This is a genomic window from Streptomyces yatensis (assembly GCF_018069625.1).
GTDB classification, from domain to species: Bacteria; Actinomycetota; Actinomycetes; order Streptomycetales; family Streptomycetaceae; genus Streptomyces; species Streptomyces yatensis.
In genome coordinates this window covers 8,314,127-8,337,578 of record NZ_CP072941.1, presented here as the reverse complement: position 1 = coordinate 8,337,578, position 23,452 = coordinate 8,314,127, and the positions used below count along the sequence as shown (strand labels likewise).

Below are 23,452 nucleotides of genomic sequence, written 5' to 3'. Positions count from 1 at the left end.
GGCCCGGCCGCGCCCGGTCCGCAGGCACACCACACCCCGCCCGGGGCGTGGGAGCCGATCACCTGGGGCCGGGGAGTTCCGGCAGGCGGGGGGCGTGGAGCCAGGCGGTGAACAGCGCGTCGAGAGGCTGTGCGGCGCGGCGTCCGGCGAGCGCGGTGAACTCCTCGGTGGTGACGGTGGCGTGGCGGTGTGTGGCCGTCCATTCGCGCAGCACCGCGAAGAAGGTGTCGTCGCCGAGGACCGTACGGAGCGCGTGCAGCGTCAGCGCGCCCCGCTGGTAGACCCGGTCGTCGAACATCCGCGGCATGCCCGGGTCCGCGACCAGCAGGTCCTGCGGCTGATCCGCCAGCCTGGCCCTGGTGCGGGCCGCGATGGTGGCGGCGGGGAGGCTGCCGGAGACCTCCGACCACAGCCACTCGGCGTACTTGGCGAAGCCCTCGTTCAGCCAGATGTGGCGCCAGTCGGCGACGCTCAGGCTGTTGCCGAACCACTGGTGGGCCAGCTCATGGGCGACCAGCCGCTCACAGCCGCGCTGCCCGTCGACGTGGTTGGCGCCGAAGATGGCGAGCGTCTGGGCCTCGACCGGCACCTCCAGCTCGTCGTCCGTTACCACCACGGCGTACTCGTCGAAGGGATACGGGCCGAAGAGGTCCTCGAAGGCGGCCATCATGCGGGGCTGGCGGGCGAAGTCGTGGTCGAAGCGCTCGCGCAGCCGCGGCGGTACCGCCGCCCGCTGGGACACCGGGCTCACGGCCGCGTCGGTCAGCTCGACCAGGTCGTACAGGCCGATCTGGACGGTGGCGAGATAGCTGGACATCGGCGCCGGGTGCTCGTACACCCAGGTCGTGGTGGAGGCGCCGACCGTGCACGAGTCCAGCGTCCCGGCGGCGACCACCGTGTACGGCGACGGCGCGGTCACCTCGATCCGGTACGACGCCTTGTCGGCCGGGTGGTCGTCGCACGGGAACCAGGACGGCGCGCCGATCGGCTGGCCGGCCACCAGCGCCCCGTCCTCCAGCTGTTCCCAGCCCAGGTCGCCCCAGTGCCGGGTCTTCACCGGCCGGGGCACCCCGACGTACCGCACCTCGACCGTGAACGGGGTCCCGGCGGGCAGCGGGCGCGCCGGGCGGATGCGCAGCTTGTCGGCCCGGTGGGTGTAGCGGGCCGCGCGGGCCCCGTCGACCAGCACCCCGTCGACCCGGAACGCGCCGAGGTCGAGGCTGAACCCGGACAGCGGCTCGCCCGCGGCGCCCGGCTCGGCGACCGCCGAGATCCGGGCGCGGCCCGAGAGGCGGCCGGTGTTCGGGCGGTAGGTCAGCTCCAGGTCGTAATGGGTCACCCGGTAGCCGCCGTTGCCGTGCCCGGGCAGATAGGAGTCCCCGGACCGGTCCGCCCCGGCGGCGCCGCCGGGCGCGGCCTGCGCCCGGCCGCTCTTGCCCCTGCTCACTTCGCCGTACCCTCCGTCTTCCGCATGTCCTGTGTCTTCTCCGGCTGCCACGCCGCGATCGGGTTGCCGAGCCACCGGGTGCCCGCGGGCAGCGTCTCGCCGCGCATCACCAGCGAGGCCGGACCCACCGTGGCACACCCGCCGACCGTGGCGCCCAGCAGCACGATGCCGTGCGGGCCCAGGGTGGCGCCCTCCTCCAGCACCACCCGGTCCATGCGCATGATCCGGTCGTGGAAGAGATGGGTCTGCACCACACACCCCCGGTTCACGCTCGCGCCCGGGCCGATCCGTACCAGATCGGCCTCCGGCAGCCAGTACGTCTCGCACCACGCCCCGCGCCCGACGCGCGCGCCCAGGCCCCGCAGCCACCAGTTCATCAGCGGCGTCCCTGGCACGGCCCCGACCAGCCACGGCACGGCCAGCACCTCCACGAAGGTGTCCGCCAGCTCGTTGCGCCACACGAAGGAGCTCCACAGCGGGCGTTCGGCTGCCCGGAACCGGCCCATCAGCAGCCACTTGGCCAGCACCGCCACGGCGCACGCGACCAGGCCGCCCGCGAGCAGCAGCACCCCGCCGGCCGCCATGGCCGCGGCGAAGCCCCACCGTGCGGCGAGGGTCCCGAAGGCGGCCAGCACCAGCACCGCGAGCGCCGCACCCGCCATCACGGGGACGATCCGGCACAGCTCGACCGCGCCGCGGGCCCACTTCAGCCGCCGCGCCGGGCGGTACGTTCGGCTCTGGTCGCCCTCCTCGGCCGCCCGCGGCAGCTTCATCGGCGGCATCCCGAGCCATGAGCTGCCCGCCTTGGCGCCCCTGGGCGCGGCGGACAGCACGCCGACCAGGCCGTGCTTGGGCACCGAACTGCCGCCCACGGCCATCCCCGAGTTGCCGAGGAACGCCATCTTGCCGACCCGCGACTCCGCGATCCGCAGCCGGCCGCCGCCCAGTTCGTAGGAGGCGACCATGGTGTCGTCGGCGAGGAACGCGCCGTCGCCGACGGTGGTCATCGACGGCAGGGCCAGCACGGTGGACGCCTCGACCCCGCGCCCGACCTTCATCCCGAGCGCCCGCAGCCACACCGGGGTGAACAGGCTGGCGTACAGCGGGAACAGATGCACCCGCGCCATGTCCATCAACCGCTCGGTGGCCCATGCCTGCCAGGCGATCCGCCCGTGGACGGGGTGGTCACCCGCGCGCAGGCCGAGGCCGAGCGTCCGCACCCCGGCCAGGACGAACAGCGCGTAGCACACCATTCCGGCCACCGTCGCGAGCGGCACGGCGGCCAGCGCGTGGAGCAGCGCCGTGCCCGCGTCGCGGGTGCCCCGTACGCACAGCGTGATGACGGCGAGCGCGGGCAGCAGCGCCAGTGCGGGCAACAGGGTCAGCCCCAGCGAGGTGAGCCCGTACACGAACGCCCAGCGGCGGGTGCGGGCCGGCCGGCCCTCGGGCCGATGGTGCGCCGCCTTGCCGGACTTGGCCGCCGGCACGCCCGCCCAGCGGCGCCCGGCGGGCACCGCGCCGGTCACTCCGGACCCCGGGGCGATCTCGGCGCGCTTGCCGATCCGGGCGCCGGGAAAGAGCGTGCTGCGGGCGCCGACCGTGGCGCCCGCGCCGATCCGCAGCCGGCCGATCCGCAGCCGGTCGCCGTCGAGCCAGTGGCCCGACAGATCGACCTCGGGCTCGACCGCGCTGCCCTTGCCGAGCTTGAGCATCCCGGTCACCGGCGGCAGCGCGTGCAGATCGACGTCGTCGCCGACGCGCACGCCCAGCGCCCTGGCGTAGTGGGTGAGCCAGCTGCCGGACAGGCCGGTGGCACCGCTCAGTTCGGCCAGCCGCTCCGCCGTCCACAGCCGCAGGTGGACGCCGCCGCCGCGCGGGTACGTGCCCGGCTTCAGACCCCGCAGCAGCAGCCGGGCACCACCCGCGGCGATCGCGATCCGGCCCGGCGGGGAGACGAAGAGCAGCCAGCCGAGCGCGATCCACCACCAGGAGAGCGTGGGCGCGTACGGGGCGGCACCACAGAGGTGCAGCACGTTGAAGACCGCGGCCGCGGCCACGCCCCAGCGCAGCCCGGCGACCGTCAGCAGCGGCAGCATCAGCAGCGTCTGCGCGACACCGGTGCGCGCGGGCACGGGCCGTACGGTGCGCCCGGCCGTCGCCTCGCCCCGCATCGCGTCCAGCGTCCGGGCGAGCGCGCCCAGCCGCGGGTTCTGGTAGATGTCGCTGACCGATCCGCTGGGGTAGCGGTCCCGGATCCGCGAGACGAGCTGGGCGGCGGCGAGGCTGCCGCCGCCGGCCGCGAAGAAGTCGGCGCCGGGACCGGTCGCCGGGGTGCCCAGCACCTCGCCCCACAGTTCGGCCAGCCAGCTCTCGGTCCCGGTCAGCTCGTCCGCCGGACCGTCCGTGCCGACCCCCGGAAGCGGCCAGGGCAGCGCCGCCCGGTCCACCTTGCCGGAGGTACGGGTGGGCAGCGTGCCGACCACCGCGAGCAGCGGCACCAGCGCGGCGGGCAGCGCCTGGCGCAGCCGCTCCAGCGCGTCCGCCTGGTCGAAGCCGGTATCGGTGTCCTCGCCGCCGTCCTCCGCCGTGCTCTCCTCGGGCACGACATAGCCCACCAGGAGCTGGTGGCCCGCCTTGGTCGTCCGCACCGCGGCCGCGGCGCCCGCCACGCCCGGCAGCGCCTGCAGCGCGGCGTCCACCTCCCCCAGCTCGATCCGGCGGCCGCCCAGCTTGATCTGTTCGTCGGCTCGGCCGACGAACAGCAGCCCCTCCTCCTCGGCGCGCACCAGGTCACCGCTGCGGTACGCCCGCGACCAGCCCAGCGACGGCAGCGGGGCGTACTTCTCGGCGTCCTTCGCCGGGTCGAGATACCGGGCCAGCCCGGCCCCGCCGATCACCAGCTCGCCGACCTCGCCCATGGGCACGGCCTCACCCCGGGCGTTCACGACCGCCAGCTCCCAGCCGTCGAGCGGCAGCCCGATCCGCACCGGGCCCTCGCCGGTCAGCTGCGCGGCGCACGCGACGACGGTGGCCTCGGTCGGACCGTAGGTGTTCCACACCTCGCGGCCCTCGACCGCCATCCGCTCGGCCAGTTCCGGCGGGCAGGCCTCGCCGCCGAAGATCAGCAGCCGTACGTCGTCCAGCGCCTCCACCGGCCACAGCGCCGCCAGCGTGGGGACCGTGGAGACCACGGTGATCTCCTGCTCGACCAGCCAGGGGCCGAGGTCGACGCCCGTGCGCACCAGCGACCGGGGCGCCGGCACCAGGCAGGCGCCGCTGCGCCAGGCGAGCCACATCTCCTCGCATGACGCGTCGAAGGCCACCGAGAGCCCGGCCAGCACCCGGTCGCCCGGTCCCATGGGCTCGTCGGCCAGGAACAGCCCGGCCTCGGCGTCCACGAAGGCGGCCGCGCTGCGGTGGGTGACGGCGACGCCCTTGGGCTTGCCGGTCGATCCGGAGGTGAAGATGATCCACGCGTCGTCGCCGGGCCCCGGGCGGCCGGGAGCGCCGTGCGGCGCGCCGCACACCGTCATCTCCAGCCCGGCGCCGAGCACCACGCTCACCCCGGCCTCGGCGAAGACCAGCTCGGCCCGCTCGTCCGGGTCCTCCGCGTCCACCGGCACATAGGCCGCACCGGCGGCCAGCACGGCCAGGATCCCGACGTACAGGTCGGCGGTCCCGGACGGGACGCGGACGCCCACCCGGTCCCCGACACCGACGCCCGCCTCGGCCAGCCGCAGCCGCGCCCGCTCCACCTCGGCGAGCAGCGCCCGGTAGCTCAGCGCCTGGCCGCCGTCGTCGACGGCGGGGGCGTTCGGGTGGCGGCGGGCCGTCTCTCCGAGGACGTCCATGAGGGTGCGCTCGGCGTGCGCGCCGCGCCCGGGGAAGAGGGCGGGCGGTACCGCGGGCTCCTCGTCGGCGGGTGCGGGCAGCGGGTCGATCAGTGCTCGGGGCTCGTCGATCAGTGCTTGGGACTCGTCTATTACGGCCATCCGGCCTCTCCGCAGTCGGTGAACCGAATGTTCGGCGACACCGCCCGGTCAACCCGGACCATCGGCCTCTGCCATCCGGCTCCACACTGAGCCGGGTCCCGAACACCCGCTCGCGGCTGATGGTTTCCGCGAGGGCGACCACTCGGCACGGCCGTCCGGCGGCCGGCTCGAATCGCGGGCGCCGATGGCCGGGCGGGCATCTTCCGCCCCCTCCGGTCGAACCGGCGCCCGCATACGCCGAACGGGCAGTTTACCCAGCGTTAACAGGAACCCCCCGCCTTCCGGGCTCTCGGTGGCCCGAGCCCGTGGCCGCGCGGCACGGTGGCACGCCGTTCCCGTCCGCCGCGGTTCCTCTCGTATCGCGCCTGGTGGGAGGCGGTTTCTCCGGTCCCGTCCGCGGCCCGGCGGCGCGGCCCGACGGGGCCCCGGCCCTGTGGGCGGTCTCACAGCGGCCGCGGTCCGGGCGGGCACCGCTCCCCGAGCGCGGGCTGTTGGAGGCGTTCGCGGCGGAGTGGGCCGAAGCCCGCCCACCCCGGGTGAGGCAGGCGATGCCGGACTTGTCGGCGATCGTCTCCCGGCCCTGGCCGGTCCACAGGGGACGGGGACACATCTCCATCACGCCTTGGCCCCAGTGCACGCCTCTGTCTGGCTCGAACTGCACCTTGACGCCATGCTCTACGTGTCACTGACAGCTGGCCTCCGGGCATGCCTGGAGGCCACGCCACACAGGCAGTTCGCCGACGCCGCGTCCTCCGCGGCCGGGCGAGAACCAACGGCAAGAAAGACATCGGCATGAACAAGCGCATACGGGCCGGAATGGTCGCGGCCCTCGCCGCGACAGCAACACTGGCGGGCGTCGCCACGGCCGAGGCGACACCGGCCGGTCCCGGTGTGAGCGGCAAGATCATTTCGCAGAAGACGGTGGGCGGCAAGGACTACATCCTGCGCCAGATCACCATCCCTGCCGGCCAGAGCACCGGCTGGCACTTCCACGACGGCACTCTGTACGCCTTCGTCGAGCAGGGAACGCTCAGCCACTTCGACTCCACGTGCACGTCCGACGGCGTCTACCCGCCGGGCAGCCCGTTGACCGAGCCTTCCGGTTCCGAGCACGTGCACATCGGTCGCAACCTCGGCACCACACCGGTCGTCCTGGACGTGCTGTATGTCCTCCCGCATGGTGCACCGCTGTCGGAGGATGCCCCCAACCCCGGCTGCGACTTCCAGTAGCAGGCGGTTTGCGGCACCGGTCTCGCTGGTGCCGGCCCGGCTCGTGGAACCCCACAACAGGACCCACCTGAAGACCACTCGCCACACCGTCCGTACCGCCGCCCTCGTCGCCGTCGCAGCCGCGCTCGCACTGACCGCCCGCCAGAGCGACGGCGGCGAGGGCGGCAAGGTCGAGGGACGGCGACCGAGGCGCCGCTCAGCGGCGAAGTGGAGACGGATGCCACTGAGCACCTGGGGGACCATCAGCGCGGACCCGGCACCTTGGGTGATCCTGGCCAGCGATCCATACGCCTGGGCCGGGCGCGATGGCGCAGAGGGCAGTCACCGCTCGGCGGCTCCGGCTTCAAACTTTGAGCACAAATTGCACACAACTCTTCTTCAGGCGGGCCCGATGTTCTACATTGACCCGTGCTCCACATGTTTGGACACGAGCGACAAATAATGATCTACAGGTCCGGCGCTACGGGCGGCCAGCAGGCGCGTCCACGGCGCCGGACGTGGGATTGATCAATTCTGGGAGCCCGAGAGGGGCGGCCTTGGGTGTGGGGAGCACCCGAGGTTTCGACGGCCTCCCACGCACCTCGAGAGTCCGGCAAGACAGGCGGGTCCGCACCCGTCCGGGTGGGGTGTCCAAAGAGCGCTGCGATATCCGCGATGTCATGCGCGGGAGGTGGGGACCTCCCGGCGGAGGAACGGCGCGACGGGAGGCGGGGGCCTCCCGAGGGGAGGAACAGTGCGGGAGGGGGGGCCTCCCGAGTGGGAGGAACAGTGTTGGGCGAATACGTCGAACCACTGGGGACCTGGGGGGGTTCTGTGCGGCGAGGGGGATTACTCAGCCCGTTTTCGTCAGAGCGCGGGCGTCTGGCGAACGGGGCAGTCAGCCGGCCCGCGGACAACTGGGAGCAGCGGTACCGCCGTACCGTGATCACCAGCGATACCGTGGCCACCGCCATCGTGGTGGCGGCGATCGGCAACTTCTTCGGGGCCCGGGACGCGGCCAACTGGCACGAGAAGTGGGGGATTCTCGCCTTCGGCACCGAGCTGCTGGTGCTGGGGGCGCTTGCGGTGAGCCGGTCATGGGCTCCGGCCGTGCTCGGCCAGGGCGCCGAGGAATTCCGCCGGCTCGGCCGCTCGCTGTTCACGGCGACCGTCGTCCTGGCGCTCGGCGGGATCGCCCTGACCTCGCGCAACATCAAGCTCTGGATCTTCGTCGCGATCCCCGCGATCGCGATCGTCACCATGACCGCGCGGTATGTGCTCCGCCTGTGGCTGCACAAAGAGCGCAAGGAAGGACGGTGCCTGAGACCGGTGCTCGCTGCCGGGAGCCCGGCCACCGTGCGCGATCTGATCACCCGGACCCGCAAGTTCCCGCATCTCGGCTGGCGGGTGGAGGCGGTGTGCACGACGGACGGTCGGGGGCTCGACAGTGACCGACTGGACGGAGTGCGGGTCGTCGGCCAGCTGACCGACGTCGCCAAGCACGTCCGCCACGACGGCTACCGCGTCGTCGCGGTCACACCGGACCCGCACTGGTCACCGGACCGGCTGCAGCGGCTGGCCTGGAACCTCGAGGGCAGCGATGCCGAGATGGTCGTGGCCCCCGTGCTGATGGAGGTGGCCGGCCCGCGGCTGCATGTCGACGCGGTGCTGGGGATCCCGCTGCTGCGGGTCAGCATGCCGACCTTCACCGGGGGCCGCCGGGCGATCAAAGAGGTGGTCGACCGGGTGGGGGCGGCGGTCCTGCTGATGCTGTTCGCGCCGCTGATGGTGCTCGTCGGACTGCTCGTGCTGGTGGACAGCCGGGGTGGGGCGTTCTACCGCCAGCGCAGGGTCGGCAAGGACGGCCGCGAGTTCACCATTCTCAAGTTCCGCACCATGGTCGCCGGGGCCCACGGGGCCCGTGCGGAGCTGGCCGACCGCAACGAGGGCGCGGGCCTGTTGTTCAAGGTCCGCCGGGATCCGCGGGTGACCCGGGTGGGAGCGGTGCTGCGCCGGTACTCGCTCGACGAGCTTCCGCAGCTCTTCAACGTGCTCACCGGATCGATGTCGCTCGTCGGACCGCGGCCTCCGCTGCCGGAGGAGTCCGCGGCGTACGGCCCGGACATCCGGCGGCGGCTGCTGGTCAAGCCCGGGCTCACCGGCCTGTGGCAGATCAGCGGGCGCAGCGACCTGCCGTGGGAGGAGGCGGTCCGCCTCGACCTGCGGTACGTGGAGGACTGGTCGCTCGCCCTGGACACAGTGATCTTGTGGAAGACGCTGCGTGCGGTGCTGCACGGGCAGGGGGCGTACTGATGCGCGCAGGTCGTCCGACCGGCGCGCGGACCGCAGGCCGCGAGGGCCTGCCTGGGGGGAGAGACGGGTCATGAGAGTCAGCGTTTTCGGGCTCGGCTACGTGGGCTGCGTATCGGCCGCGTGCCTGGCCGGCATGGGGCACGAGGTCATCGGGGTGGACGTCAACCAGGTGAAGGTCGACCTGGTCAACGACGGCAAGGCCCCGGTGGTCGAGGAGCGGATCGGGGAGCTCATCGCCGAGGTCGTGCGGACCGGAGCGTTACGCGCCACCGGCGACGTCCGCGAGGCGATCAGGAACAGCGAGGTGTCGCTGGTCTGCGTGGGCACGCCGTCGGAGCCCAACGGCAGCCTGTGCACCACGTATCTGGAGCGGGTCACCGAGCAGATCGGCGCCGCGCTGGCCGAGGGGGCCGGGCAGGGGGGCCGGCGGACCGTCGTGTTCCGCAGCACCATGCTCCCGGGCACCTGCCTGAACCTGCTGGTGCCGATCCTGGAGAAGAACGTGGGCGGCACGGCCGGGGTGGACTTCGGGGTCGCCGTCAACCCGGAGTTCCTGCGCGAGGGCACGAGCGTGCGGGACTTCTTCGACCCGCCCAAGACCGTCATCGGCGAGCTCGACCCGGCGAGCGGCGACGCGGTGGCGGCGCTGTACGACGGTGTGCCCGGCGAGGTGTTCCGGGTGCCGGTCCCGACGGCCGAGGCGATCAAATACGCGGACAACGCGTTCCACGGTCTCAAGATCGGCTTCGCGAACGAGCTGGGCGCGGTGTGCCAGGCGCTCGGGGTGGACTCGCACCAGGTGATGGACGTGTTCCTGGCCGACCGCAAGCTGAACATCAGCCCCGCCTATCTGCGGCCCGGCTTCGCCTTCGGTGGCTCCTGTCTGCCCAAGGACCTGCGCAGCCTGGTGTACGCGGCGCAGCGGGCCGATGTCTCGGTTCCCATTCTCGCCCACGTACTGCCCTCCAACTCCGACCATCTGCAACGCGCGGTGGACCTGGTCGAGCGCACCGGCAAGCGCCGGATCGGCATGTTCGGGCTGTCCTTCAAGCCCGGCACCGACGACCTCCGTGAGAGCCCGCTCGTCGAACTGGCCGAGCGGCTCTTCGGCAAGGGCTACGACCTGCGGATCTATGACGCCAACGTCAACCTCTCCCGGCTGATCGGCGCGAACCGCGAGTACATCGAGAACCGGCTGCCGCACCTCGCGCAGCTGCTCGCGGAATCCGTCGGCGAGGTGCTGGAGCACGCCGAGGTGTGCCTGGTCGGGACCGGGGATCCGGCCGTGCTGTCGGCACTGCCCCAGGGCGACGGTCCGGTGCTTGTCGACCTCATCCGCCTTCCCGACGCCGAGGCGCGCCGGGCCGAACCGGGGTACATGGGCCTTGCTTGGTGACACGACCGGCGGTGGCGCGCTGAAGCGGCGCGCGCTGATCCTGGTGGAGAACCTGTCGGTGCCGTTCGACCGGCGGGTGTGGCAGGAGTGCACGACGCTGCGCGACGCGGGCTGGGAGGTGCACGTCATCTGCCCCCGGGGGGAGAAGCGGGACACCGAGCCCGAGGCGGAGATCGACGGGGTGCGGATCCACCGCTACCCGTTGCGCGCGGCCACCGGAGGACCGGCCGGGTATCTGCGGGAGTACGGATCCGCGCTGTGGCATACGGCCCGGCTGGCCCGCAAGGTCGGCCCGGTGCACGTGGTCCACGCCTGCAACCCGCCCGATCTGCTGTTCCTGGCGGCGCGGTGGCTGAAGCGGCGCGGTGCGCGGTTCGTCTTCGACCAGCACGACCTGGTACCCGAGCTGTACCTCTCCCGGTTCGACCGCGGCGAAGACCTGCTCTACCGCGCCGTGTGCGCGCTGGAACGGCGGACCTACCGGGCCGCGGACATCGTGCTCGCCACGAACGAGAGCTACCGGGACGTCGCGCTGCGCCGTGGCGGCCGGAGGCCGGAGGACGTCTTCGTCGTGCGCAGCGCGCCCCAGGTCGAGCGGTTCCAACCGGTCCCGCCCGAGCCGGAGTTGAAGCGCGGCAAGCCTCATCTGCTGTGCTACCTCGGCGTCATGGGCCCTCAGGACGGCGTCGACTACGCCTTGCGGGCCCTGGCGAAGCTGCGCGACGAACTCGGCCGGACCGACTGGCATGCGGTGTTCATCGGCGCCGGCGACGCCTTCGAGGCGATGGTGGACCTGTCCCGGCAGCTCGGGCTCTCCGAGCAGGTGCGGTTCACCGGACGCATCCCGGACGCCGACCTGGTGCGCTATCTGTCCACCGCGGACGTGTGCCTCTCCCCCGACCCGCGCAATCCGCTCAACGACGTGTCGACCATGAACAAGGTCCTGGAATACATGGCGATGGGCCGGCCGATCGTCTCCTTCGACCTGAAGGAGGCGCGCGTCTCCGCCGGTAACGCCGCCGTCTACGCGCCCGCCAACGACGAGGCCGCGTTCGCGGGGCTCATCGCGCTGCTCCTCGACGATCCGGAGAGGCGGGCCCGGATGGGCAAGATCGGCCAGGAGCGGATCGGCGGGCCGCTCTCCTGGCGGAACTCCCAGGCGTCGCTGCTCGCCGCCTACGCCGCCGCCTGCCGCGACCGCACCCCGGTGTCGGCGGGCTCCCCGGCGCGGCCAGGGAAGAGGCCGCACCGTTGAGCGATGACACGATACGCCTGGTCACGATCGGGCGGATGCTCCGTCGGCGCTGGCGGCTGCTCACTGTCGTCGCCGTGCTGGGTGCGGTGGTCGGCTACGGCACCTCGTTGCTGTTTCCGCCGCGGTACACGACGTCGGCATCGGTACTGCTGCCGGGGCAGTGGGAGGAGCGCGAGCTGCTGACCCAGGCGGAGATCGCGACCAGTTCGGTGGTGGTCGACCGCGCGGCCTCCACGCTCGGCTGGCCCGGGGTCAGCGGCGGCGAGCTGCGGGATCGGGTGAGCGCCAAGGCCGCCGACGGGAACATCATCAAGATCTCGGGTACGGCCGACACCCCGGAACGCGCGCGGCAGCTCTCGGACCAGGTGGCCCAGCAATTCATCACCTTCGCCGCGCGGCTCGCGGGCGACAACACCGACCCCGAATCGGCGGCCGGGCCCGAGGACTTGCGGAAGATGGTGACGCAGACCAACCGCCGCATCACCGACCTGGCCGAGGCGGCCGATCCGGGGCGGACCGTGGAGAGCGTGCAGGCCCGCACCGAGCTCGCGAAGCTGCGTACCGCGCTGCAGGAGGCCGTGAAAAAGCTGGACGAGGCCGACCCGACGACCAACCGGGCCAATATGGTCGTCATGGGGCCGGCGGCCCGGCCGACCGGCGAGGCCGCGCCGACCAGGACGCAGTTCATCGTCGCCGGGGCGCTGCTGTTCTTCCTGATCGCGGTCATCGGCCATCTCGCCGCCGCACGGGCGAGCCGCCGGCCGCGCACCGCACCGGAGATCGCCGCGGCGCTGGGCTCCACGCTGCTGGGCACCGTCGACGTACCTGGTGAACGGGGAGCGCACCGGCCGGAAGGCCGTGGCCCGCGGTCCCGGATCCGCCGGCTGCTGGGCCTCGACATCCGGTGGGACCTGCCGACCCCGCGGACGTCCGGTGACGAGGCGAGCAGGCAGCTCCGCTACCGGCGGGTGTGCGCCCACCTCCGGGACCAACTGCCGGGCCCCCGGCGGCTGCTGGTTGTCGTACCCGAAGGCGACGAGGTCGCCCGCCGGGCCGCCGGGCAGCTCGTCGCCGAGGCCGAGGGCGATCCTTCCCCGGCCTCGTCGAGCAGGGCATACCCCATGCTGCGGGTGGTGGGGATCTCGGTATCCCAGCCGATGGTGCCGGACCGCGGCACCGAGTCCGGTGCCCTGGTCGTGCTCAGCGCGGGCAGCCGGACCGCGGAGGAGCTCGCCGACGTCGCCGAGGCGTGTGCGGACGCGGGGCACGAGGTCGTCGGCACCGTCGTCGTCGGCACCGTCCGGGCCCGTCCGGCACGGTCCGCCGGCCCTCCCCGGGATGCCGCCACGCCGGCGCTCACGGTCCGCGGCCACGCGCCGGGAGGTTCGGTGTGACGACGAGCAAGACGTCGGAGTCGTCGGCCTCCGCTCCGCTGCTGGACCTGCAGGCGCTGGTGGTGGCGGTGCGCAGGCGCCGTCGCCTCTGGTGCGCCCTGGCGCTGCTGGGACTGCTGGCCGGCGCGGCGATGGCGGTCCTGCTGCCGCCACCGCCGACCGCGGTGACCAAGGTGCTGGTCGCGCACAAGGAGGACCAGCCGAACGACACCGGAACGCTGATCCGCACCGATGTGGCACTGCTGCAGACCACGCGGATCGCCGACAAGGCCCTGCGCTCCCTCAAGTCCACGGAAAAACCTGAGGACTTCATGCAGGACTACCGGGGTGCCGGCCTGACCAACAACCTGCTGCAGATCACGGTGTCAGGCGACAGCGACGCGCAGGCGGTGGCCCGCGCCAAGGCGCTGGCCGACGCGTTCGTCGCGGACCATGTGCGGCGGATGCGGGAAACCGCGAAGGCCGAAGCCCAGGCCCTGCTCGACCAGCGTGACCGCATGCGGGACGAACTCACCCGGGTCAACGAGGAGATCGGAGATCGATCGCCGGAGAGCGATCCCAAGGCGTCGGCGGGCATCGAGTCGCTCTTCGCCCGCCGCGCCGAGCTCAACTCGCGGATCGCCGAATTCGACCAGCGCGCCGCGGAGGCGCGCACCGGCACGCCCAAGGTCGTCTCCGGCACGCAGATCGTGGACGCCCCGCGCGCGGTGCGGTACTCCCTGCCCAAGGCCGCCGTCACCGACGCCGCGATCGGTCTCGTCCTCGGGCTCGTCCTCGGGCTAGCGCTGGCCGCGGTCGGCACGGTGGTGGCCGACCGCCCCGTGCTGCGCCGGGAGATCGCGGCGAACCTCGGTGCCTCGGTCATCGCGGAGCTGCCCCGCCGGTCGGGCGGGCTGTGGCGGCGCCGACGCACCCGGGCGGCACGGACCAGGCTCACCACGTCCCTGGCCCGCACCGTGCGCGAGTGTGCGGAACCGGTGTCGCTGCTGGAACTGGGCTGTGCGCGCGGCACGAGCGCGATCGCCCTGGACGTCGCCCGGGCACTGGCGGCGGACGGCCCGGTGGTCATCGTCGACGGGCTGCCCGGCCGGCAGCTCGCGGACCGCCGTCCGAAGCCGGGAGACCCGGCCGTGGTCGGCGGCGAGCGGGCCGCGGCCGTGCCGGATCAGGAGCTTCGGCTCGGAGTCGGCTCGGTCGCGCCCGGCACGGCGTGGACCGACCTCCAGTACCTCGGCACCCGGACCGTGCTCGTGGTGCGTGCCGGGCACGGCAGCGCCGCATGGCTGCACACCGTGGCGCGGCAGCTCGCGGACCAGAGCATTCCGGTGATCGGTGTGGTGTTGATCGACCCCGATCCGCGGGACCGGACCGACGGCACGTTATGGGACGGGCTGCACATCGCGCTGCGGGGCCATGGCGAGCGACCGGCCCGGCAGAACGTGAAGGGCCGGTTACGGACGGACCGGCTGCCGATGTGGGCCGCACGGGTCCCGGACAGCGACCAGGAGGCGCGGTAGGACATGTGTGGCATCGCAGGCACATACCGATGGCCGGACGGGAAGGTCGTGACCGACCGGCTCACCGAGACCCTCGCCCACCGCGGGCCGGACGGGGCGGGCCGGTACGGCCACCGCGCCGGTGACGGCGAAGTGCACCTCGGGCACCGCCGGCTGGCCATCATCGACCTGTCCGAGACCGGCGCCCAGCCGATGGTCTCCGACGGCCTCGCCCTCACCTACAACGGCGAGCTGTACAACGCGCCCGAGCTGCGTGCCGAGCTGACAGCCGCCGGGGCGCGCTTCCGCGGCACCTCCGACACCGAGGTGCTGCTCGAGGCCTGGCGGCGCTGGGGCACGGGCTGCCTGCCCCGGCTGCGCGGCATGTTCGCGTTCGGGATCTTCGACGAGCGCACCGGTGAACTGGTGCTCGCCCGCGACCAGTTGGGCATCAAGCCGCTGTTCCTGCTCCGGCGCGGTGCGGGTCTGGTGTTCGCCTCCGAGCTCAAGGCACTCGCCGCCGCCACCGGCGGATCGCTGGAGGTGGACCATGCGGCGCTGGTGGCCTCACTGCTGTACTACTGGGTGCCGGACTCACGGTGCGCGTTCCGCGAGGCGGAGAAGCTGCCGCCGGGGAGCTGGCTGCGCTTGCGGCCCGACGGCCGGGTGGAGAGCGGCCGGTTCTGGGACCTGAAGGACGTCGCCGCCGAGGGGCGGGAGCGGGCCCGGGCCGGCGAGCTGCCGGATGTCGCCGCCGTCGTCGAGGAGTCGACCCGGCGCCACCTGCTCTCCGACGTACCCGTGGCAACCTTCCTCTCCGGTGGTCTGGACTCCAGCTATCTGACCGCGCTGGCCGCCCGCGACCGGCCCGGGATCTCGGCGTACACGATCGGATTCCGCGCCGAGGACGCCAGGTTCGAGGCGATGCCGGACGACCTGCGCCATGCCCGGCGGGTGGCCGAGCGGTTCGGCGTCGACCTGCGCGAGATCGAGATCGCGCCGAACGTGCTCGACCTGCTGCCGGAGATGACGTACCACCTGGACGAGCCGATCGGCGACCCCGCCGCGATCAACACCTTCCTGATCTGCTCGGCCGCCCGGGAGGCCGGGGTCAAGGTGATGCTCTCGGGGATGGGTGCCGACGAGCTGTTCGCCGGGTACCGCAAGCACCTGGCCAACCTGCTCGCGCTGCGCTACCAGCGCGTCCCGCGGCCCCTGCGGCGCGGGGTGTCCGGGGTCGTGGACCGGCTGCCGGTCGCCACCTCCCGCCGGGGGTACCGGTCGGTGCGCTTCGCGAAGCGGTTCCTCTCCTTCGCCGATCTGCCGGAGGAGACCGCGTTCCGGCGCAGCTACACCCTGTACGACCAGGACGAGCTGCTCGCGCTGATCGACCCGGACCTGGCCGGGACGGTCGAGGACGTGCTGACCGAACACGCCGACATCTACCGGGACAACGACCTCGACGACTTCGTCAACCGGATGTGTCTGGGCGACGCCCGGATGTTCCTGCCGGGCCTGAACCTCACGTACACCGACCGCTCCAGCATGGCCGCGTCGACCGAGGTGCGGGTGCCGTACGTGGACGTCGAGGTGGTCAGGGCGGCGTTCGCCGTGCCCGGCAATCGCAAGATCGTCGGACGGCAGGGCAAGGCCGTCCTCAAGGAGGCGGCCACCTCGATCCTGCCCCGGGAGATCGTCTACCGGCCCAAGGGCCTGTTCAGCGCCCCGCTGCGGGCCTGGATGAGCCGGGATCTGGCACCGCTGGTGCGCGAGGTGGTCAACGACGGGGTGCTGGTCCGTTCCGGGTTTCTGCGCCGCGACGCGCTGGCGCGGATGGTCGCCGAGGACGCCGCCGGACAGCGGGACTTCTCCAAACATCTGTGGCATGTGCTGACCCTCGAGTACTGGTATCGCGACGCGACCTCTGGGTCCGGCCAGAGCACTCGGTTGACGGCTTAGGAATGCAGAGGAGTTCGGGTGAAACAGGTTGTGCAGAACTACAAGACCGGCGAGCTGGCCGTGCTCGACGTGCCGGTGCCGGGGTGCAAGCCCGGCGGTGTGCTGGTGCGCAGCGCCTACTCGCTGATCTCCACCGGGACCGAGCTCATGAAGGTGTCCGAGGCCGGCATGTCGATGCTGGGCAAGGCCCGCTCCCGGCCCGACCAGGTGGCCAAGGTCATGCAGAGCGTGGCCACCAACGGGGTGCCCGCCACCTACCGCAAGGTGATGGGCAAGCTGGACTCCTACACCCCGCTGGGCTACTCGCTGTGCGGGGTGGTCGAGGAGGTCGGCGCCGGGATCGACGATGTGAAGGTCGGCGACCTGGTGGCCTGCGCCGGCAACGAGCACGCGCTGCACGCCGAGTTGAACTGGGTGCCGAAGAACCTCTACGCACCGGTGCCGGACGGCCTCGCGCCGCGGCACGCTGCCTTCGGCACCGTCGGGTCGATCGCGATGCAGGGCGTCCGCCAGGGCGAGTCCCGGCTCGGCGAAGTGGCGCTGGTCATCGGCCTCGGCCTGATCGGGCAGCTGGCGGTGCAGCTCCTCGCCGCCTCGGGCGTCCGCGTCGTCGGGGCCGACCCCGACCCGGCGCGCTGCGAGCTGGCCACCGGCCTGGGCGCCGCGGCCTGCGGCGATCCCGCGTCCACGACCGTGGAGGCGGCCGTCGCCGAACTCACCGGCGGGCACGGCGTGGATCAGGTGTATCTGGCCGCCGGCGGCGGCAGCAACCAGCCCGTCGAGCTGGCCGCCCGGCTCTGCCGGGACCGCGGCCGGGTCGTCGACATCGGCAAGTGCCGCCTGGACCTCCCGTGGAACGCGTACTACGAGAAGGAGCTCGACGTCCGGTTCTCCCGCAGTTACGGCCCCGGTCGCTACGACCCGGAGTACGAGCTGGAGGGGCGGGACTACCCGATCGGCTATGTGCGCTGGACCGAGCGCCGCAACCTGGCGTGCTTCCTCGATCTCCTCGCCCGCGGCAGCGTCGACGTGGAGCCGTTGGTCTCCCACGTCGCCGACTTCGACGACGCCGTCGAGACGTACCAGCGCCTGAAGGACGGCGGCCTGAAGGCCGTGACCGTGCTGTTCCGGTATCCCGGGCACCCCGGCCGAGCGGTGGAAACGGGGGAAGCGGCGGCCCCGGCGGTGGCCGTGCCCGCGGTGCGGCCGCGCGGCGGTGGAGCGTCCGCCCCGGCCCGGGCCGTCCCGACGCCGGTGCGCCTCGCCTTCGTCGGCGCGGGGAACTACGCGACGTCGATGCTGCTGCCGCACCTGGCGCCGCGCGACGGAGTCGTGTTGTCGACCGTCGTCACCACGACGGCGCTGTCCGCGGCCAACGCGCAGCGGAAGTTCGGCTTCGCCGAGGCGACCACCGATCTCGACGCCGTGCTCGGCGACCCGTCCATCGACGCGGTGTTCGTGGTCACCCGGCACAGCTCGCACGCCGAACTGACCCGCAGGGCACTGCTGGCCGGCAAGCCCGTCTTCGTGGAGAAGCCCCTGGCCCTCACCGAGGACGAACTGGCCGGGGTGCTCGCGGCGGTGGAGGAGTCCGGCAACGACCGGCTGCAGGTGGGCTTCAATCGCCGGTTCGCGCCGCTGCTGCAGGAGGCCAGGAAGCGGTTCGGCGCCCGGACCGGTCCGGCGAACCTCCGCTACCTGGTCAACGCGGGCCGTCTCGCGCACGGCAGCTGGTACCTCCAGCAGGGCACCGAGGGCTCGCGGTTCGCCGGCGAGGGCGGACACTTCATCGACACGGCGAGCTGGCTGCTGGATTCCGACCCGGTCTCGGTGTACGCGGTCGCCACGTCCGGCCACGAGGACCTGCAGGTCGTGCTCGGCTACCCGGACGGGTCCGCCGCCACCATCAGCTACGTCACCAGCGGCCCGGCCGACTTCCCCAAGGAGACGCTGGACCTGGTCGCCGACGGCAAGGCGCTGCGGCTCGACGACTTCGTCCGGGCCACTGTCCACGACGGCGGCCGCAAGCGGTGGATCAGTTCGCGGCTGCCCAGGGCCCGGGACAAGGGCCAGAGCGCCGAACTGGCCGCGTTCATCAAGGCCGTGCGGACCGGCGGGCCGATGCCGGTGCCGCTGGAGTCGCTCGTCGCCACCACGGCGGCCACCCTCGCCGTGCGGACCGGCCTGGCCGGCGGTGCGCCGGTGACGTTGGCGAGGGCGCGATGACCATGAGCGCCGGCTGGTACCTGCGGCGGCTGTCCCGCATGGGACCGCAAGAGATCGCGGGCCGGGCGGGCGACGCGGTGCGCAGGCGGCGGTGGCGGTCGGCGCGGCCGGACTGCCCGAACGTGACCGGTGCCCGGTTCACCGCGGTCCTGCCCGCCGGGACGCTCGCCGCGGTGCCACCGGACGCCGCGAAACGTCTCATCGCCGAGGCGGACCGGCTGATGTACGGGCACGCCGAGTACTTCGGGGTGGTGCGCGACGATCTGGCCGACCCGGACTGGTGGCGCGACCCGAAGACCGGGCGCCGGGCTCCGTGGGGCTACGCCTTCAATGTGCCGTACCGGAACGAGGACGCGGTCGGGGACATCAAGCAGATCTGGGAGCTGTCCCGGCATCAGTACCTCACCGTGCTCGCCGCCGCCTACGCGATCAGCGGGGACGAGCGGTACGCCGAGCGCGTGGCCGCGCATCTGCGGTCGTGGTGGGCGGCCAACCCACCGCTGCGCGGTGTGCACTGGATCAGCGGCATCGAGCTGGGGATCCGGTTGCTGTCCTGGGTGTGGATCCGCCGGCTGCTCGACGGCTGGCCGGGCGCGGCCGGGCTGTTCGAGGGCAATCCGGTGGCGATGAACCAGATCTGGCACCACCAGCGCTGGCTGGCCGCCTTCCCCAGCCGGGGATCCTCGGCGAACAACCACGTCATCGCCGAGGCCGCCGGGCAGTTCGCCGCGGCCTGCGCGTTCGGCTGGTTCCCCTCCTCGGCGCGCTGGCGCGCCGGGGCGCTGCGGTCGCTGGAGCGGCACCTGCGCCACAACACCTTCGACTCCGGCCTCAACCGCGAGCTGGCCACCGAGTATCACGGACTGGTCCTGGAGCTCGGCCTGGCGGCGGTGGCCGAGGCGGATGCCGCCCGCGTGCCGGTCCCCGCGTCCGTCCGGCTGGTGCTGCTGCGGATGACCGACGCGCTCGCGGCCGTCGTGGACAGCCACCTGCGTCCGCCGCGCCAGGGGGACGCGGACGACGGGCACGGGCTGGTCGTGGACGGCACCGGCACCGACCGCTGGGCCTCGCTGCTGGCCACCGGGGACGCCGTGTTCGGCCGCCTCGACTGGTGGCCGGAGGTGACCGGTACCGATGTGCGTACCCCGCTGCTGGCCGCGCTCATCCGGCCGTACGCGGCAGTCGGGGCCGCACCGGCCGTGGCCCGCCCGCCGAGCCGGCCGGGCCACTTCGCCGACGCGGGGCTCACCGTCCTGCGCGGTCCGGGAGAGATCTGGTGCCGCTGCGACGGCGGTCCGCACGGCTTTCTGTCCATCGCCGCGCATGCCCACGCGGACGCGCTGTCCGTGGAGGTCCGGCACGACGGGGTCGATGTGCTCGCCGACCCGGGGACGTTCTGCTACCACGGGCAGCCCGAGTGGCGGCAGTACTTCCGGTCGACCCTCGGCCACAACACCCTGCAGATGGACGGCGGTGACCAGTCGGTCTCCGGCGGCCCGTTCCTGTGGGCCCGGCATGCCCGCAGCCGCGTCCTGACCGCGGACACCTCGGACGCCTCCGCCGGGGGGACGGCCCGCTGGTGTGCCGAGCACGACGGCTACCAGCGGTCCGTGCACCGCCGCCGGGTGGAACTGGCCACCGCGAGCGGCGAGTTGACGGTGGTCGACGAGGTGCGCGGTCCGCGCCGGGACGTGCGCCTGGTGTTCCACCTCGGCCCGGCGATCGCCGCGGAGCTGGTGGGGAACCGGGCGGTGCTCACCTGGACCCGGGACGGCGAGGGGCGTTCCGCGGTGCTCGACCTGCCCGGGCAGCTGTCCTGGCGAGCGCATCGCGGCGAGAGTGACCCGCCGCTGGGCTGGTACTCCGCCGGATTCGGGCGCAAGGAACCCGCCACCACGCTGGTCGGTACCGGCTTCGCCGACGGCACCGCGCCGTCGGGGGAGTTCACCACCGTGCTCAGGTTCCACGGCTAGGGGGGGGCGTGTGGGGATCAGGAGGCGGCACTGGGCGCTGGCGGCACCGCTGGCGCTCGCCCTGCTGGCGGCGACCGGTTGTGAGAGCACGCCGGGCGCCCGGGCGAAGCCGAGCGCTGTGCCGGCCACGTCCGTGGCCCGGGTGTGCGCCAAGCCCGCGGCCGGGCCGGCGAAGGCGCCGCCGGGCGCGGTGACGGTCGACCCCGCGGTCGCCGGTGACCTGGCCGCGAAGACCAGGAGCAGCCCGCGGAACACCACGTTCTGGCTTCGGCCGGGCAGGCACAGGCTCGAGTCGGACCGCTACGCCCAGGTCATCCCCAAGGAGGGGGACCGCTACCTCGGTGCGCCGGGCGCGGTGCTCGACGGCCGGAAGAAGAACCAGTACGCGTTCGGCGGTACCGCCCGCAACGTCACCATCCGCTACCTGACCGTGCGGGGTTTCGTCGCGCCGCACGACGAGGGCGTGGTCAACCATGACTCGGCCGACGGGTGGGTGATCGAGCACGCGACGATCCGGAACAACTCGGGTGCCGGGCTCATGGCCGGTGCCCGCCAGCGGGTCCGCGCCAGCTGCCTGCGCGACAACGGTCAGTACGGCATGAACGCGTACAAGGCCAAGGGCCGTATCAGCGGTCTGGTGGTCGAGGGCAACGAGATCGTGGGCAACAACACCGGCGACTGGGAGCGGCGGCGGGAGGGCTGCGGCTGCACCGGAGGCATCAAGTTCTGGGCCGTCGACGGCGCCGACATACGCGGCAACTGGGTACACGACAACCGCGGAACGGGGTTGTGGGCGGACACCAACAACAACGACTTCCGCATCGAGAACAATGTGCTCGAGGCCAATGACGGTGCCGCGCTGATCTACGAGACCAGCTACAACGCGGTCATCCGGAAGAACACGATCCGGCGGAACAACTGGGTCGAGGGCCGCAGATACGCCGACCGCGGCGACACCTTCCCGTATCCGGCCGTCTATCTGTCCGAGTCCGGCGGCGAACCACGGATCCGCGCCCGCACGGACAAGATCGAGATCTACCGGAACGTGCTGGAGAACAACTGGTCGGGGATCACCCTGTGGGAGAACGCCGACCGGTTCTGCAACAGCCCGGCCAACACCTCCTCAGGCGACTGCACGTTGCTGGTGAAGAACACCGGCCGCTGCGCACAGCCGGCCATCGCCACCGCACCGCTCTACGCCGACTGCCGGTGGAAGACCCAGCGGGTGGACATCCACAAGAACCGCTTCGTGCTGGACAAGTCCGTCGTCGACTGCACGGGGAAGTGCGACCGCATGGCGGTGCTGGCCAACTACGGCACCTATCCGGACTGGTCGCCGTACCAGGGTGAGCGGGTGGCCGAGGCGATCACCCGCAAGCAGCACAACCGCTGGTACGACAACGTCTACCTCGGACCATGGAAGTTCGTCGCCCACGACCCGAGCCGGACACTCGACACCTGGCAGTGGCAGGGCACGCCGTACCAGCAGGACACGGGCAGCACCTTCCGTGCAGGGGACGGTGGTTGAGCTGAGCACCGGACATCTGAGCACCGACCACGCGTCGCGCACCTCGAAGATCGTCGGGACGGTCTGGGGGCTGCTGGTCCTCAACACGCTCGGCTCCGCCGGGGCGAAGACCATCGTCCCGCTGCCCCGCTCCCTCATCCAGATGGTCACCATGGGTGCGCTGGTCGCCGCGTTCGCGCTGGCGCTCGCGGTCAACCCCCGGCTGCGCATCCGACCCGGCGCCTGCTTGTTCCTGCTCACCCTGCTGCTGGTGCCGAGCGTGATCTCCAGCGCGGACCTGGAGTCCGGCTTCGGTGCGCTGTTCCGCTGCACCCGGCTGGCGCTCTTCGTCGGCACGCTGTGGCTGCTCAGCCGCTGGTGGGACGGCGGCCTGACCTTCGTCCGGTACCACATCCGGATGTACTTCGCGGTGCTCGGATCGGTGGCCGCCGGACTGGTCGTCTCACCGGGCGCGGCCCTGCCCGAGCTGTACGGCGGGCGGCTGGTCGGCGCGTTGTGGCCGCTCACCCCGCCGCAGATCGGACAGTACGCCGCGGTGATCATCGGGCTCACCGTGCTGCTCGTACTGGGCCGCCGGACCGACAGGGCGAGCGCCGCGGTGGTCATCGTGCCCTCATTCGTCCTGCTCGCGCTGACCCACACCCGGACGGCCACGCTCGGCCTGTTCATCGGGTTGGCCCTGGCGATCGGCTCGCTCATCCTGACCAGCGCCGCCGCCCGCCGGTTCTTCGCCTGGACGGTGCTGTGCGCCACCGTGGCCGGGGTGGCGTTCGCCTCCGCGCTGCAGGCGTGGTTCCTGCGCGGACAGAGCAAGGAGAACTTCTCCAATCTCACCGGCCGGGCCAAGGTCTGGGACGCCCTGCTGGCCGCGCCGCGGTCGACCTCGGAGAAGGTGTTCGGCGTGGGCCTGGGCGACAAGTCGTTCGGCGGGCTGCCGATCGACAACAGCTGGCTGGCCGTCTACCACGAGCAGGGTCTGATCGGGGTCACCCTCGTCTCGGCGATCATCATCGTGCTGGGCGGCGTCGCGCTGCTGCGGCCACCGTCGCTGCAGCGGGCCTGCGCGATCTTCCTGATCAGCTACTGCGCCATCGCCTCGTACACCGAGGCCGGTCTGGGCGACGCCTCGCCGTATCTGCTGCATCTGACCCTGGCCGCCTCGCTGTTGGCGGCACCCGCCGCGGCGGCTCCCGCCTCGACGCCCGAACTCCCCCGACGGCACATCCCGCGCTGGGCCCGTAGATCGGAGGTTCCTTGAGCACGC

At 72.6% G+C, this 23,452-nt stretch carries 13 protein-coding genes; 11 read left to right on the top strand and 2 right to left on the bottom strand.

Features of this window, described 5'->3' with window-relative positions:
- Window positions 1-58: 58 nt before the first annotated feature.
- Both J8403_RS34820 and J8403_RS34815 read right to left on the bottom strand, forming a co-directional pair.
- Window positions 59-1,447, bottom strand: a complete 1,389-nt coding sequence (locus J8403_RS34820) for a M1 family metallopeptidase (protein WP_211126610.1) — start codon at window positions 1,445-1,447, stop codon at window positions 59-61.
- Window positions 1,444-5,439: a Pls/PosA family non-ribosomal peptide synthetase gene (locus J8403_RS34815; RefSeq protein WP_211126609.1), complete on the bottom strand. Its 3,996-nt coding sequence runs from the start codon at window positions 5,437-5,439 to the stop codon at window positions 1,444-1,446. Before J8403_RS34815 ends, J8403_RS34820 begins: the two co-directional genes overlap by 4 nt.
- 792 nt (window positions 5,440-6,231) lie before the next feature.
- On the opposite strand from J8403_RS34815, the gene J8403_RS34810 reads away from it, so the two are divergent.
- The 11 genes from J8403_RS34810 to J8403_RS34760 all read left to right on the top strand — a co-directional run bounded on the left by J8403_RS34810 (window position 6,232) and on the right by J8403_RS34760 (window position 23,446).
- Window positions 6,232-6,669, top strand: a complete 438-nt coding sequence (locus tag J8403_RS34810) for a cupin domain-containing protein (protein ID WP_211126608.1) — start codon at window positions 6,232-6,234, stop codon at window positions 6,667-6,669.
- 813 nt (window positions 6,670-7,482) lie between these two features.
- Window positions 7,483-8,961: a sugar transferase gene (locus J8403_RS34805; RefSeq protein WP_211126607.1), complete on the top strand. Its 1,479-nt coding sequence runs from the start codon at window positions 7,483-7,485 to the stop codon at window positions 8,959-8,961.
- 70 nt (window positions 8,962-9,031) lie between these two features.
- The gene (locus J8403_RS34800) at window positions 9,032-10,357 is read left to right on the top strand and encodes a nucleotide sugar dehydrogenase (protein WP_211126606.1); all 1,326 of its coding nucleotides are present in this window, start codon (window positions 9,032-9,034) and stop codon (window positions 10,355-10,357) included.
- A complete protein-coding gene (locus J8403_RS34795) occupies window positions 10,347-11,612 on the top strand; it encodes a glycosyltransferase family 4 protein (protein ID WP_211126605.1) in 1,266 nt (421 codons plus the stop codon). The genes J8403_RS34800 and J8403_RS34795 overlap by 11 nt, the downstream gene beginning before the upstream one ends.
- Window positions 11,609-13,006, top strand: coding sequence for a Wzz/FepE/Etk N-terminal domain-containing protein (locus tag J8403_RS34790; RefSeq protein ID WP_211126604.1), 1,398 nt, complete (start codon window positions 11,609-11,611; stop codon window positions 13,004-13,006). The genes J8403_RS34795 and J8403_RS34790 overlap by 4 nt, the downstream gene beginning before the upstream one ends.
- The gene (locus J8403_RS34785; protein WP_211126603.1) at window positions 13,003-14,523 is read left to right on the top strand and encodes a Wzz/FepE/Etk N-terminal domain-containing protein; all 1,521 of its coding nucleotides are present in this window, start codon (window positions 13,003-13,005) and stop codon (window positions 14,521-14,523) included. Before J8403_RS34790 ends, J8403_RS34785 begins: the two co-directional genes overlap by 4 nt.
- A gap of 3 nt (window positions 14,524-14,526) precedes the next feature.
- Entirely contained in the window at window positions 14,527-16,461 is a 1,935-nt protein-coding gene (gene asnB / locus J8403_RS34780; protein WP_211126602.1) for an asparagine synthase (glutamine-hydrolyzing), read from the top strand.
- Window positions 16,462-16,479: 18 nt separating this feature from the next.
- On the top strand, window positions 16,480-18,687 hold the full coding sequence (locus J8403_RS34775; protein ID WP_211126601.1) for a bi-domain-containing oxidoreductase: 2,208 nt from the start codon (window positions 16,480-16,482) through the stop codon (window positions 18,685-18,687).
- Window positions 18,684-20,660 (top strand): heparinase II/III family protein, encoded by a 1,977-nt coding sequence (locus tag J8403_RS34770; RefSeq protein ID WP_211126600.1) that lies wholly within the window; start codon window positions 18,684-18,686, stop codon window positions 20,658-20,660. Before J8403_RS34775 ends, J8403_RS34770 begins: the two co-directional genes overlap by 4 nt.
- A gap of 10 nt (window positions 20,661-20,670) precedes the next feature.
- A complete protein-coding gene (locus tag J8403_RS34765; RefSeq protein WP_211126599.1) occupies window positions 20,671-22,188 on the top strand; it encodes a right-handed parallel beta-helix repeat-containing protein in 1,518 nt (505 codons plus the stop codon).
- A 16-nt stretch (window positions 22,189-22,204) separates the two neighbouring features.
- Entirely contained in the window at window positions 22,205-23,446 is a 1,242-nt protein-coding gene (locus J8403_RS34760) for an O-antigen ligase family protein (RefSeq protein WP_211128584.1), read from the top strand.
- The last annotated feature ends 6 nt before the right edge of the window (window positions 23,447-23,452 follow it).

Coding starts and splice junctions, on each gene's coding strand:
- J8403_RS34800 (WP_211126606.1), top strand. CDS start 9,032: ATGAGAGTCAGCGTTTTCGGGCTCGGCTACGTGGGCTGCGTATCGGCC.
- asnB (WP_211126602.1), top strand. CDS start 14,527: ATGTGTGGCATCGCAGGCACATACCGATGGCCGGACGGGAAGGTCGTG.
- J8403_RS34810 (WP_211126608.1), top strand. CDS start 6,232: ATGAACAAGCGCATACGGGCCGGAATGGTCGCGGCCCTCGCCGCGACA.
- J8403_RS34815 (WP_211126609.1), bottom strand. CDS start 5,439: ATGGCCGTAATAGACGAGTCCCAAGCACTGATCGACGAGCCCCGAGCA.
- J8403_RS34770 (WP_211126600.1), top strand. CDS start 18,684: ATGACCATGAGCGCCGGCTGGTACCTGCGGCGGCTGTCCCGCATGGGA.